Source organism: Myroides phaeus (assembly GCF_009799805.1).
GTDB lineage: Bacteria > Bacteroidota > Bacteroidia > Flavobacteriales > Flavobacteriaceae > Flavobacterium > Flavobacterium phaeum_A.
Genome location: NZ_CP047050.1, coordinates 2,295,846 through 2,309,249 on the forward strand (window position 1 = coordinate 2,295,846; position 13,404 = coordinate 2,309,249).

The 13,404-nt window shown below is 29.1% G+C and carries 11 protein-coding genes; 6 read left to right on the forward strand and 5 right to left on the reverse strand.

The annotated features are described in order from the left end of the window. Window positions 1-19 precede the first annotated feature (19 nt). The 4 genes from GQS07_RS10270 to GQS07_RS10285 all read right to left on the reverse strand — a co-directional run bounded on the left by GQS07_RS10270 (window position 20) and on the right by GQS07_RS10285 (window position 6,882). On the reverse strand, window positions 20-928 hold the full coding sequence (locus GQS07_RS10270) for a hypothetical protein (protein ID WP_158210719.1): 909 nt from the start codon (window positions 926-928) through the stop codon (window positions 20-22). A 68-nt stretch (window positions 929-996) separates the two neighbouring features. Then, window positions 997-3,150, reverse strand: a complete 2,154-nt coding sequence (locus tag GQS07_RS10275; protein WP_158210720.1) for a hypothetical protein — start codon at window positions 3,148-3,150, stop codon at window positions 997-999. A 12-nt stretch (window positions 3,151-3,162) separates the two neighbouring features. Further along, window positions 3,163-5,964: a tubulin-like doman-containing protein gene (locus GQS07_RS10280; protein ID WP_158210721.1), complete on the reverse strand. Its 2,802-nt coding sequence runs from the start codon at window positions 5,962-5,964 to the stop codon at window positions 3,163-3,165. Window positions 5,965-5,967: 3 nt separating this feature from the next. Further along, window positions 5,968-6,882 (reverse strand): hypothetical protein, encoded by a 915-nt coding sequence (locus GQS07_RS10285; RefSeq protein ID WP_158210722.1) that lies wholly within the window; start codon window positions 6,880-6,882, stop codon window positions 5,968-5,970. A 569-nt stretch (window positions 6,883-7,451) separates the two neighbouring features. Here GQS07_RS10285 and GQS07_RS10290 point away from each other — a divergent pair. The 6 genes from GQS07_RS10290 (at window position 7,452) to GQS07_RS10315 (ending at window position 12,267) form a co-directional block, all read left to right on the forward strand. Further along, complete coding sequence (locus GQS07_RS10290; protein ID WP_158210723.1) at window positions 7,452-8,111, forward strand: hypothetical protein; 660 nt, start codon at window positions 7,452-7,454, stop codon at window positions 8,109-8,111. Window positions 8,112-8,641: 530 nt separating this feature from the next. After that, window positions 8,642-8,953 (forward strand): hypothetical protein, encoded by a 312-nt coding sequence (locus tag GQS07_RS10295; RefSeq protein WP_158210724.1) that lies wholly within the window; start codon window positions 8,642-8,644, stop codon window positions 8,951-8,953. 12 nt (window positions 8,954-8,965) lie between these two features. Next, window positions 8,966-9,331: a His-Xaa-Ser system protein HxsD gene (gene hxsD, locus GQS07_RS10300; protein ID WP_158210725.1), complete on the forward strand. Its 366-nt coding sequence runs from the start codon at window positions 8,966-8,968 to the stop codon at window positions 9,329-9,331. Between the two features lie 3 nt (window positions 9,332-9,334). After that, entirely contained in the window at window positions 9,335-10,828 is a 1,494-nt protein-coding gene (hxsB, locus tag GQS07_RS10305; RefSeq protein WP_158210726.1) for a His-Xaa-Ser system radical SAM maturase HxsB, read from the forward strand. A gap of 28 nt (window positions 10,829-10,856) precedes the next feature. Further along, window positions 10,857-11,990, forward strand: a complete 1,134-nt coding sequence (hxsC, locus tag GQS07_RS10310) for a His-Xaa-Ser system radical SAM maturase HxsC (protein ID WP_158210727.1) — start codon at window positions 10,857-10,859, stop codon at window positions 11,988-11,990. 106 nt (window positions 11,991-12,096) lie between these two features. Continuing rightward, window positions 12,097-12,267 carry an SH3 domain-containing protein gene (locus GQS07_RS10315; RefSeq protein WP_158210728.1) on the forward strand — a complete coding sequence of 57 codons (171 nt, stop codon included), beginning with the start codon at window positions 12,097-12,099 and terminating at the stop codon, window positions 12,265-12,267. Between the two features lie 59 nt (window positions 12,268-12,326). Here the strand turns inward: GQS07_RS10315 and GQS07_RS10320 are convergent, their stop codons facing one another. Beyond that, window positions 12,327-13,328, reverse strand: coding sequence for a hypothetical protein (locus GQS07_RS10320; RefSeq protein WP_158210729.1), 1,002 nt, complete (start codon window positions 13,326-13,328; stop codon window positions 12,327-12,329). Window positions 13,329-13,404: the final 76 nt, after the last annotated feature.

Genomic DNA, 13,404 nt, shown 5'->3' on the forward strand with positions numbered 1-13,404 from the left:
ATTAGAATGAAATGATTCATTAAAGTTCATTGAAATAGAATACCTTCTCTTTCTTATTTATAATTTTACAATTGATATCTTTATTGATAAGCTTAATATGTTTGTATTTAGAGTCATCAAAAATAATAGTAATTGGTAGAATAGAAGACTCTGATAAAGAAGCTTTAACCTCCTCTAACGATTTTTTCAAACGTAGTTTTATAGCAGTAGGAGTTTGCTCTAATGTAATAGACGAATTTACGATTTCAAATAGATCACTATTCAACTGTAAGCCTATTTTAATATCATTATACTTTTCAGGTAAATTTTGTTTATTGATATTAAGTGTGAATTCAAGCTTCTCATCAATATTGATAATAGGGGAAGTGTTATTTACAAATAGCGTATAGAACTCAATACCATGAATAAACTCCACTTTATCAGTTGCCTCAACAAGTGAACGCATTTTATTGTCAATAGCTTGTGAAGTAAGTTCAACTAAAAACATATAGGCATCCTTTTCAGCAGAGAATGAAGCCCATTTAGGAATTTCATTATACAATTTAGAAATAGGAGGATTGGGAACACTATGCCTACCATCAGTTAATAGATATACAATATTAATTTTAGAAGGGTTTACGTGTTTTTTAGCTTCAACCCAGGCATTATAGATATTGGTATTTTGACCAGGTACAGATTTAACAGTGATTTTTTTTAGTTGTTCTACTAAACGTTCTTTACCAACAGAGTTAGCAGATTCTTTCCACGTACTAATAATTTGGTCTTGCCAAGTCACAAGAACAATTTCAGCAGAAGGATCATCTATATTTTCAATTGCTTTAATTAATTGAGTTCTTACTTGATCGAAAATATTGATTGATCCAGGCTCACCAATTCCCCACATTGATTTGGTGATATCAAGCTCAAATATGTATTTTTTTTCTTTCAAACTATGCTGTGAAAACATAGGAAAGCTTAAAAAGAGAAAACATATTAATATTAAAAATGTTTTGAATTTCATTCTTTATCTTTTTTAGTTGATTTTGCAATTTTTTTAGTAGAAACTATACTCTCAATATTGATTGCTATAAAGCGATCTTTATTAGGGTTCTCCATTGTTTGTGGAATTGAGCTACTATAATATTTAGTCATTTGTTGTAACACTTGGTCTTTCTTTTTACAATTACAAATTGAAAATAATTCGTGTGTTTGCACTATATAAGTAGGAATAACATTTACAAAAGGTCTACTTCTTTCTTTCAACTTTTGAATATCCGTGTTAAAATCAAATGGTGTAAACAATTTTAAATGATCGTATTCACCAAGCATATAATCAGAAATATAGAAATCAATTATTTCATATCTATTATTTAGGGTCTTTGTTATATAGTCACCTACAATGTCTATTATATCGCTTTTCTCGTCTATTAATTCAATTATTGGTATAGTTGTATTTCTAGTTAATTGAGATTTATGTTTTATAAAATAGTCTTCTAAAAGTTCGATATCTAAGATATTCTGCACGAAAGAATAGTCGATATATGGAGTTCCCTTCCATTCTTGGTAAAGGAATGATTGATGTTGGTGTAGATCATCAACAATTAAACTAATTTTATTGTTTAAATCATTACAAATCTCATATAGCTTATATAATTCGTTTAGAGCATTTTGAATTTGCTCAATATTTTTACTTTTAGAATTTATTTCCTGCTTTAAAGCTGTAATATCATGGTTAATTTCTATAATCTCACGTTTAAAAGCTCTATTTGTAAAAAGTCTTGAAAAGAAGTTCTTTTGTTTGTGAAGCTCTTTAGTAATTTGCTTTTTCTTGTTTAGTTCCTCTAAACGTTTGTTTAAATCAGTTAGTTGATTTAATTGTAAGTACTTTCGTTCTAAAGGTTTCTTGTATTTTAAAAAGCTTTTTTCTAACTGCTTATTATATGCAGCTAATATTGTATTACTGTCTTTAATCGTTTTTTCTAAAGTATTAATCTCTTCGCTATAATCTTCTTCTAAAGTCTTTAATTCGTAAAGTTCCTTTTCGTTGTACATATGTTCAACGTACTTTCTTTTTGCTTCATTGACTGAAATATATTCTTTTTTGTTTTCTAAGATATATTCGTGAACAATATTGAAAATTAGTTCTTTAATATTGTATTGTAGCGTGAACTTTTCTTCATTGATAACTTGGTCTTGTGTTTTGCCAAGTAATAATTGCAACATATGTAAATATGAACCAATGTTTAAGTTTTCAGATTCTTTAGAATCTGCAGTAACTATTTTTAAAAGCATTGAAATGTCAATAGTACAATCGCTATAAAAATTGTTAAAAATTCCATTTATACTATCAAAGACGGATATGTTATAATAATTTCTTTTGTTAGTAGCAATACTTTCTTTTTCAAGGAAAGCATTAAATATTTTGTTATCAAAAAAAGCATTGAAATAAAACTTATCAAAAAAGACAGAACCTATTCCAAATGACATTAATTTATTTTTTCCAGGTAAGTTGCTAATTAGTTTATACTGATTAGTCATTATAGCAATGAGAAACTCATATAATGCAAAAGACAAATACTCGTGCTTATATCCCAAGAAAACAGCATTGATGTTTTTATCATCAAGCAGAAAAATACTATCTACAATCGGGTTAGTTTCTCTGACATTCTCTAAAAAAGATAAGTTTGATGTAATTAGTTCTTCTTGTTTAGTAGATAATATACCTGTACCATCAGATAGTATTACGTAATTTTTAACTATCACTGTACCAAAAGTACCATCAAGTGTGTATTGCTTGATTATATTACTTATGGTTTCAATAATACTCAGGTCTACTTCTAATGCAGAGTAAACAAGATTTACATTAATATAAGTGTATTGCAAATCTTTAAACAATACATTAATGATAGAAATTAAGTCATTATATGCATTTGCAATAAAAATATGGTTATTTGTTAGTTTGTCATCTTCTTTATTAGGTAGTCTGTAATTTATAAATTGATGTGTAGTTTTATCAAATACATCAAATTGTATTTCGTTTTCTATCTCAATGGAATAGAAAGACATAAGTTGTGGAAACAAATCCTCACGAGTATGGAAAATACTCGCAAGGTTTTGAACACAAATTGTCCCATCTTTTCCAATTGCTATGTTAATGCAAGGACTAATCATAAAGTGTCATTGTTATTTTAATTCTTTTGTAACAAAGTCAATTTCTTTTCTAAGTAAGTCAGCAACTTTGCTGTAGATTGATTTTTTTAGATCATCACGACTAATATTTATCTGAGCATAATTTGTGATATAGTTCATTTTTATATCAGCGATTAGCCCACTACTTTGTTGTTCACCATCTTGTGCTTGTTTTGCTTCAATACTACTAATGATTTCATCAATAAATTTGCCTCTTTTAAATATGTCAAAAGATTCATCTCTATATTCAGAAAGCTCAAGCCAATAACCATCTAAAGCGTCACCTTGTTTGGTCGAATATATTTTATATTTATTGGTAGTAGGTTCTAATTTAATAAGATCATAACCAAAAGCTAATACCCAAGCCTGTAAGCTGTTGTCTTCTTTTTTTGCAGGCCAGATAGAGAAGTTTGTTCGTTCCATTTTTGTCAACCAATTTTTGTCAATATGGTAAATCATAGAGTTTGAATTCTCTTTAATTTTATCGTGGTCTCTAGCATATCCTTCTACATCTAAAACTCCAAAAATAGGGGAAGCAGCTTCCATTCTGTAGCAAATAACTTTATTGTGAATTCCTGTAGAAACGTACTCTATATTTTGATTTTGAACTAAATTTTTAAAAGAGTTTTTAAAAGTTGAGTTTGCTGTAGGTAAACCAATAACGAAATAATCAAATAATTGCTGACCAATAGCGTATCCCTTAGAGCTTTGTTGCCATAATGCGTGAGATTTAGCAATAAGCTTATTCGCTATTTCATTTGTTTTCTCAGGAGATAAGTCTCTTAATACATCGTCAATTGATTTATTTTTAAAAGCTAAAGCTTTAGGTAGTCCTTTTGTATATTTCCAGAATATCTTTTCAATTTGCTCGTTTTTTAATGTTTCAAAAGATAACATACCATTATCAAGCGTATCGTTAAATGTAGCAATGAAATCAGCAATTAAAAAGTCTCCATCTTTAGCATATGTCTTGTCTAAATCTTCTTTGTGCAAGTCAATGATAAATGTTTTTTGTTTTTCATTCGTTGAGTTAATGATGCTATTAACAAAGCTTGTAGCACTCTCTTTAACTTGTGTTAATTTACTAATAAGTGTAGCAATGGTTGCTTGATAATCATTTACATTATCAATTAATTTTGTTAAGAATTGCTTAGCGAAAACACGTCTTTTAATTTCATTAATAGTAATTGCTTGGCGATTAACTAAGTCTCCTAAACCTTCTTTACTTTCATTTATAGATGATTTCTTTAAAAAAGAAGCTAATCCTGTAGAAATGTTTTGTAAACTCTCTATTTCATTCTTAATAGCATTTTCATTATTCTGTTTTTCTTTAATAAAGCTTTCTTCTTCTTCATCCATTTCCTTAAAGAAAATAGTTAACTGCTCTTTTAAATCACCTAAGAAATGTTTGACATTACCAATACCATAATTAGCATTTAATGATTTTGTAATGAATTCTTTTAATTGAGAAACGACATCACTATATTTTGTTTTTTCACTCAAAGTGATAGCTTGATCAGCCGTTTTCTCCACACTATTTAGATAAGCATTAATTTGATTAGCTAAGTCAGTGATATCATCAATATTAGGGAATTGGTTTTGCGGGTTTTTATTTAATAACGCATTAATAAGGTTGTCATTACCATTATTCTCTCTAATATTTATAGAAGGATTATCTATAAAAGCTGAAGCAAGAGGTTGAGCATTAGAATCTTCTGATAATAAGTTGCTTATCATATTTCCATAAACTCTTCTTGCATAAATATTTCCGAGCGTATTTCCATCATAATATAATTCACTAACTCCCATACCACAAGCCCAAGCACGTTTATTAAGAATATCTAATTGACCTCCAGATAGAACTGTTAATACATTATCGTAAACACTATTTACATTAGCACTTAACTCACTTGCTCCTGTGAACATAGCAAGTCCAATTTGTTCTGAGATATCTGAAATATGGTTTACAACTGCACCGCTGGTATTTTTATTACCTATGGTAAATAAAATATCAAAAGGGTTTTCCGTAACAGGAATTATTTGTTGATTTAGATTGATTGATAACCCGAAGTTATGTACATCTTTACTCATTAAATAATCTAAGTCCATTAAAGCTCCATAACTATTAGGTCTTGTATTTGCCATAGAAATACCTTGTTGCATCGCATTAAATACATCTGGCAACACTGCAAATCCGATAGACTTAATATTATCATTACCTCTTAAAGCGTGCTTAACTAAATAAACCGTATCAATAAAAGTTCCACTACCAGTACCACCTGCAATAGAGAAGACAAAGTTAATTTCAATTCCAGCGTCTTTAGGAATGAACTTGTTTTGGTTTGCTATATCTATATTTTGAATAGCATTAATTTTAGTTTGAACAGCATTCATAATGTTGTTTTGGTTGAAATATGTACCAAAACGACCATTTGTTCTTACCTGACCAGCACCTTGCCATAAATTTCTTAAAGCGTACTCATTTTCTTGAGGCATCCAATCAAAAATGGTGTCTTTGTTTATTTGATATGCAGAAGCAGCACCTTGTACACCAATGTGAATAATTTCAGAGGGAGTAAAAGAGACTTTATTGTCTTTATTAGAGTGAATATCTAATATATTATCTCTCATAATTGTTTTCTCTCCTGTGCTTATGTCTGTGTCAATCGCTAGAAAGCCGATCATAGGTGGTACTTCACCATAAGTATCTAAAAATCTCTTTTTAGTATGTAATAATGCTTGTGCTCCAGTTCCTCCTAATCCAATGAATAAACTTCTTTTTAAAGTATGTGCCATAGTCTATAAATATGTAATAGTTATTTTTTCGTTAGTGTTATTATTTGTAATCTCATAAATAATCCCTTTTTCAAAAGTTGTGGTAAAGGGCTCTATACTATAATGACCTCCTGTTCTAATTCTAATTTTACTTTTTACACTTGGAGTAAAGTAGATAGGATTGGTGAAGAAATTATTAGTGATTGTTGTTCGTTTTCCTTGAAATATTTTATTAAAGAATCCTTGTTTATGTTTTTTATTAGTAAAAACTAATTCAATGTTATTTTTAACATTTATGTTTTTAAAGAAAGGTTGTTGAATTGTAATTTGTCCTTTTCCCATTCTTTTAAAAATAATAGGTCTCAGTATTAACAAATAAATAAATAGGAAAGCTGCTGTTATGGCTAATGTCCAAAGTAATATAACTTTCAAGGGATTCATTTGAATTTCTTGAGTAGCAGACCATTTGTAAATATTAGTGTTTTTAGGATTTTCGATATCATTTACACGATCAAGATTGTGATCTGCAATTGTAATGTATCCAAAAAAGTCAGTATTAATTTGATTAGGAATAACTAATTTCAAATTGATTGTATCCCCAGTTTTATTAGTTGATTTCAAAATTATTTTACCATCAGTAATAGGAGCATTATTTACTAGAAAATGGTAAGGAGTCTTATTTTTAATTATCTCGTTTTCTCCGTTATTTAAAGTTATTGTAACGGATGAGTTTGATTCAGTTGCCCAATTGTTAAATGAATACACAAAAGACTTTTGTAAAGTATCATTTCGAGCATCTTTCCAAAGAAATTTTTCATAAGAAATAGACTTCCCAAAATGTGAGGTAGATAAATTTTCATCTTCTTTTGGTTTATTACAACTATATAAAGTTGTAACAAGAAGTAGAATGCAAACAAGTTTATGTTTGTATATAGCCATAATTAACTTTATTTAATTATTATAAAATTAGTAAAATTTATTTGTGCTTTTTTAAAAGATTAGTGAGTGTCTTGTTTTTTTGAGTGAGTAGTATTTATTATAATGTGTTAAAAATACACTTAATTATTTTTTAGTGTTGCTTTTTTATAAAAATAAGAATATTATTTGATTGACAATTTTTTGTATAAGTTCAAAAATGATGCCTTAACTAAGTGTGAGTTTCTTTAAGTCATTTCATCGAGAACGGTTGTAGCTTTCATCGGGACTTCTTCGGAAAAGGCCCCTGTTTTGCAAGCAAGACTACTGTTTATGCAAAGCGATGCTAAATAAAAGGTGGTGTAAAATATCTATCTGTTTGTTTTACAGTAGTTTGTGGTTTTCTATGTTTACAGGTAAAAACAAGGGGGATGCGTAGAAATGGGAATAGGACAGAAGTGGAAAAAAAGAGAAAAGAAAGGAAAAAAAGAGAAAAGAAAGGACAAAAGTGGAAGGGTGAAGAAAAGATAGTAAATTATAAAATAGCTTTGTAATTATTTCAAAATCAATTGGTTCGTAAAAAAACAAAAGCTATGAAAAAAAATAATGAATGTTTACAAGTGGATGGGGAGGTTAAAAAAGCCAAGCAAAATGTGCTAAACCACACGGAGATTCGTCATCAAGGTACTAAAGAAAAGAAGGATTCCTTTTATGAAAAAACGTATGTAAGTGTAAATCCAGGCGAAGAAGAGGAATATTTGACTAATTTTTTTACCAATTTAGAAGAGTTCACAAATCCTTTTTACAGGCTTAATTCCCTGAAAAAAATGGTAACCCCTTTTTTGGTTGAAAAAGGAATGAAAGAAGCAACTTTTCAATATGGAAATCACGCATATGTTGATATGAGTAAGTTGGGATTTACTACGGGTCGTGGTAAAAAACGGAAGTTACATAGTTTAAAAATGATGTCAAATCTTCAATTATCAATGCAATGGAGAAGGTTTAAATCAAGTGAAGATTCAGATAAAAAGAACATACTGGTAGTTTATTTGTTCAATCCGATAGTACATGAGTCCACTATTTACGAATATGAAGCTGAAGATATACATTACAAGTTAGTTCTTCCAATATTTAAAAGCTGGGAAAATCACCGGGTTCACGTATGGGCTTTTTGGTATCAAGTGCGTGCAGATGAGATACAAAGTAACTCTAAAAGTCAGTATGTAGGTGAGATTACAATTTTGAAGAAATAGGGTTGATTGTTATGTATAATTTACTATTAGTGGTGTCCGATAAAAATATGTAGTCCAATAAGTAAAAAAAGAAGCCAGCATACTGGCTTCTAAAAGTTATCATAGTTTAATTTCTTAATTTGTAAGAATTGTTGGTGTAAGAAGAGGTGTTTTGGTAAAATATGTTGTTTACAAACATTATGTTGATGCAATAATAACTATGTTTCATAGCAAGAGTTGGAATATAGAGGAGTAGTAGTAATATAGATATTAAGAAAGCGAAATCTATTAACCTATGGATGTATGATTTAAACGGATTTTTCTGTTTTTTAAAGTTAATTATTAATATATATGAAATAGGAGATTTTTTCTTATTTTTTTGATTGATGATAAATTAGAATTCATATACTCAAAAAAAGGGCTAATTCACTAAATAATTAAATGAAAATTATTTATGTATTTGTATTTTTATAGTGCCTATAATTTCAAATTGCTATTTGTGATTTAGGTTGTTATAGTTTTACTCAATGTATAATAAAATTTAATAGAGTATGAAAGATCGAAATAAGAAAATCACAAGTAATTTGACTAAAAAAGTGTCGTCTATTTTTGGATTAGCAATAGCAGCATTGACTTCTAATCAAGTTAAAGCAGTTGAACTACCAAATACTAATTTTGAACCAGTCGAAATTAAAGTAAATGCCCAAAAAGTTAGGCCTATGCCAGTATTAAAGCTTAATATAAATAATTTAGAAGATAGTAAGTTTATAGCAAGTCATAGTTCTCATAGCTCTCATAGTTCTCATAGCTCTCATAGCTCTCATAGCTCTCATCGTTCACATTATTCTAGCAGTTACGCTTAAAAAATTTTAATAATGAATAGAGTGTTAGAAAATGAGATTGTAGCTTTTGCAAATGCAGAGCTATATTCTAAAGATAGTGTTTTTAAATGTACGTATTGGTATTGCAATGATTTTCATTGCAATATTGATATAGTGAATATCGAGGACAATCAGTATTTTAAAATTGTATTGGTGCCATTAGAACAAAATAAGCATAATTTGAAATTAGTTTTAAAAAAATTAGAAAATGATTTGATTGATTTTAATTTAAGGGATATAGTTACAAAAGAAACAAAAAATATCAGAGATTTATTGATTGCAAAAGCTTTTTCAAATGGTGAATTCGATGAGAATCCTCCAGGAGAAGTAACAGATCCTGTTGGGTTTAATATTAGCTAAATTATGCAGATTACAGATAAAAAGAAAAGTCGTAAATTTAAAGATGATTCGCATTTTGATTTAAAATCAGAGAATCATAATTATTTTTTATTACCATTTAGGTTTCATAGAATTAATGAAAATAAAGAATTAATTGTCAATGAAGTAGGAGATTTCTTAATAATACCTAAAGGAACATATGAACGTATAGTTAAAAAAGAAATTAGTAAAGAAACTGATAATGAACTTTATGGGGATTTAATTGCTAATTTTTTTATTTCAGAAAAAATAGTCAGTCCTTTGATTGATGTGTTAGCTACTAGATATAGAACAAAAAAACTTTTCTTAAATTATTTTACGGGTCTTCATATTTTTGTTATTTCATTAAGATGTGAACATACATGTAGTTATTGCCAAGTTTCTAGAGTTACACAGGATAAAGAGAAATACGATATGTCTCGTTATCATATTGATAAAGGTATTGAAATAATGTTTAAATCACCTAATCCACACGTTACAATGGAGTTTCAAGGTGGTGAGGCTTTATTGGCATTTGACAATATTAAGTATGCAGTAAACAAAGCAGAAGATATAGCAATAAGAACTAATCGAGGTTTGACAAAAGTAATTTGTACTAATTTAGCCTTGTTGACTGAGGAAGTTTTGGAATACTGTAAAGAGCATAATGTTTATTTGTCTGCGTCACTAGATGGACCGAAAATAGTTCATGATTCAAATAGGCGAAAACCTAATGCAAGTAGTTATAATCTAGCAATCAAAGGTATTGAGTTAGCACGTGAAAAAAACGGAAAAGATGCGGTTTCTGCATTAATGACTACAACAAAGCTTTCTTTAGATTATCCGATAGAAATTGTTGAAGAATATAAAAATAGAGGTTTTAATGGTGTTTTTTTAAGAAATATAAGTCCTTATGGCTTTGCTCTGAGAACACAGAAAGATAGATATGAAACAGATCGATTTTTAGATTTTTATAAAAAAGCTCTTCAAAGAATATTGGAGTATAATTTCCAGGGGGAGTTTTTCTCGGAGGATTTAGCGAGGATTTTTTTAACAAAAATGTTAACCCCTTTCAATGTTGGTTTTGTTGACTTACAATCACCAGCTGGATTAATAACAGGTGTTGTTGTTTTTAATTATGATGGGGATGTGTATGCAACAGATGAAAGTAGAATGCTAGCAGAACAAAATGACTTTACATTCAGAATGGGGTCTTTGGAAGACTCATATGAACATTTGTTTTTTGGAGAGAAGGCACAAGAAATATCAGAAGTATGGGCAAATGAGAGTCTTGCTGGGTGTTCAGAATGTGCCTTTCAACAATATTGTGGAGCAGATCCTGTACATAACTATGCAACGCAAGGGCATATGTATGGACATAGACCAACGAGTGATTTTTGTTCTAAAAATATGGAAATTATTAGATATTTATTTGAGTTAATGGATTCAGATGTTAGAATAGAAAAAATTTTTCAAGGTTGGATAAGAACAGCAAATTAAAGGAGTAAACATGAAATACTTTAAATAAATGTTATTACGAGTAAAAGGTAGGTCAAAAAACATTAACGATTTTCTTGTTGGCTCAGTTACAAGAGATTTTAATAAAATAGATAAAAATACATTTTTAATAATTGACATTATTGTTGGAGAAATACCTCTAAATGATTCATTAGCTGTGTTGACTACATCTAAAAATGTAAATGGTTATAATCAAACCTTAGTTGAGGGTATTAGTACATTAGAATATTTAGAAGAGGGAGATATTATTGTAGTTTCAGATGATGGTAATGTAAATACATTATATAGGGTTAATTCACTTCATAACACTTTACTAGTTACAGAAAGATGTAATAGTAATTGCTTGATGTGTTCACAGCCTCCTAAGAATATTGATGATATTGAACGCTTGTTTAATATACATAAAAAATTAATTCCATTAATTCCAAAAGATTGTGTCGAATTAGGAATTTCTGGTGGAGAGCCTACGCTACTAGGTAAGTATTTTTTTGAATTATTAAAAATGATAGTCGAGTATTTACCAGAAACAGAAGTTCATATATTATCAAATGGAAGGACTTTTGCATGGTATGATTTTACGGAGCAATTAACAGATATTTCTAGTAATCGAATTATGTTTGGAATACCTTTATATTCTGATTTTTATCAAATTCATGACTATATCGTTCAAGCTAAAGATGCTTTTGATCAAACTATTTTAGGTCTTTATAATTTAAATAGATTTAATCAACGTATTGAGATTAGGATTGTTCTTCATAAACAAACAACTCATAGGCTTGTGAAATTAGCTAAGTATATTTATAAAAATTTACCTTTTGTAGAGCATATTGCTTTTATGGGCTTGGAGTATATAGGTTATACGCCTTACAACATAGATAAATTATGGATTGATCCTTACGACTACAAAGATGAATTAGAAGAAGCCGTTGAATATTTAGTAGATAAAGGGATGAATGTTTCTATTTATAATACTCCTTTATGTTTGTTACCAATGAGCATAAGAGGGGTTTCTAGAAAATCTATTTCAGATTGGAAAAATGAGTATTTGCCTGAATGTTCTAATTGTTTAAAATTAAATGACTGCGGTGGTTTTTTTAAATGGAATTTAAAAAAAGTAAGTGATCATATTCTACCATTTAATTAGAAATTAAAAGGTGGATTTTACAAGTGGTATTAATTTGAATTTCAGTATAATAAATGTTTTTAAAAGAAAGTAATATTACTTGAAAACCTTAGTGGTAACTTCAAATATGTTGAATGTAAGATCCGGACCAGGAACACATTATGCAACTACTGATAAATTGTATAAAGGTGATTTATTAGTTTTTTTATCTATGCAAGGAGAATGGGTAAAAGTAGAAAACAAAAGAACGAAACAAATAGGCTATGTATTTTTTAAATATGTTGCTGTAATCGATTAATACAAAACAAAAAATGCCACCTAATCAGGTGGCATTTTTTTGGTTATATATAATCTATGTTATTTAATATCAGTAGTATATTCACCTAACACAATATCTTTTGTAAAAGAAAGGTTGTCATACTGGTCTTTGATAAAGTGTGCCCCTTTAAGTGTTACTTTGTGAACCAATTTTGCTGGTCCTTCAACAGGATTTGTCTTACGTGTTTCAATAACGATTTGCCCCTTAGTAGCAGTCCACAGTTCTTCTAACTTGTTTACGTTTGCTTCAGATGAACCAGGAATATCTCCTTCATATTTACATACGTTAGGTAGATTAATTCCCGTGCGACTGTAATATCTAAAAGTAGCTACTCTTTCATTGTCTAAGTTAATCGTTTTAACAGTTTCTTCATTAGGTAATTCATCAATTGATAAGCCAACTAAAACAGCCTCTCTATTAGAAAGTGTAACAGTGCGTCCTTCACATTCATTCAATGTTTTTAAGACTCCATCTGCTCCAGTAAACTTAAACTCTAAAGTACGGTTGGCATAGTTGTTCGTTCCAAATAACATTTTATCATACTTAATATTCGTTTCTCCCTCTTTGAAGTTGATGTTTTGTAAATAAAACGCGTATTGGTAAGTCAACGATACAGAATTGTTTGTTTCAGAAGTATTGTTGTTTAAAGCGATTTCTCTATTGATAATAACTGTTCCCCCAGGCGATGCAGGAATGCTTTGAATCACTGATGGCGATGCAGGAGGTGGTAGGTTACAAATAGATTTACTATCTACTTTATCTGTGTATTTTCTATAGTCTAATGAAGTTGATTGACCATCAATATTAACCGCAATAGTTTTAAGTGTTGGGTCTTTCATTAGATTTTCTGCATCCACTACAAGGATAAGTGCTTCGTCATTCTGAAGTTTGTAAAATATCTTTTCTGCACCTACTGTGCTACATCTTGAAACAGAGGTGTTTTTACTAAAATCGATATCTTTATATACAAGATCACCGTCGTCACAAGAAGATAAAACAGTTAGCAAAGATATACTTGCAATGGCTAAAAACTTTTTCATATTAAGTTTAGAATTATTTTCAGTGACAAAAATAGTTTTTTTCTTGGGATAAAGTAAAATTACAACGTAGTTAATC

Coding starts and splice junctions, on each gene's coding strand:
- GQS07_RS10285 (WP_158210722.1), bottom strand. CDS start 6,882: ATGGCTATATACAAACATAAACTTGTTTGCATTCTACTTCTTGTTACA.
- hxsB (WP_158210726.1), top strand. CDS start 9,335: ATGCAGATTACAGATAAAAAGAAAAGTCGTAAATTTAAAGATGATTCG.
- GQS07_RS10290 (WP_158210723.1), top strand. CDS start 7,452: ATGAAAAAAAATAATGAATGTTTACAAGTGGATGGGGAGGTTAAAAAA.
- GQS07_RS10295 (WP_158210724.1), top strand. CDS start 8,642: ATGAAAGATCGAAATAAGAAAATCACAAGTAATTTGACTAAAAAAGTG.
- GQS07_RS10315 (WP_158210728.1), top strand. CDS start 12,097: ATGTTGAATGTAAGATCCGGACCAGGAACACATTATGCAACTACTGAT.
- hxsC (WP_158210727.1), top strand. CDS start 10,857: ATGTTATTACGAGTAAAAGGTAGGTCAAAAAACATTAACGATTTTCTT.
- hxsD (WP_158210725.1), top strand. CDS start 8,966: ATGAATAGAGTGTTAGAAAATGAGATTGTAGCTTTTGCAAATGCAGAG.
- GQS07_RS10320 (WP_158210729.1), bottom strand. CDS start 13,328: ATGAAAAAGTTTTTAGCCATTGCAAGTATATCTTTGCTAACTGTTTTA.
- GQS07_RS10275 (WP_158210720.1), bottom strand. CDS start 3,150: ATGATTAGTCCTTGCATTAACATAGCAATTGGAAAAGATGGGACAATT.
- GQS07_RS10280 (WP_158210721.1), bottom strand. CDS start 5,964: ATGGCACATACTTTAAAAAGAAGTTTATTCATTGGATTAGGAGGAACT.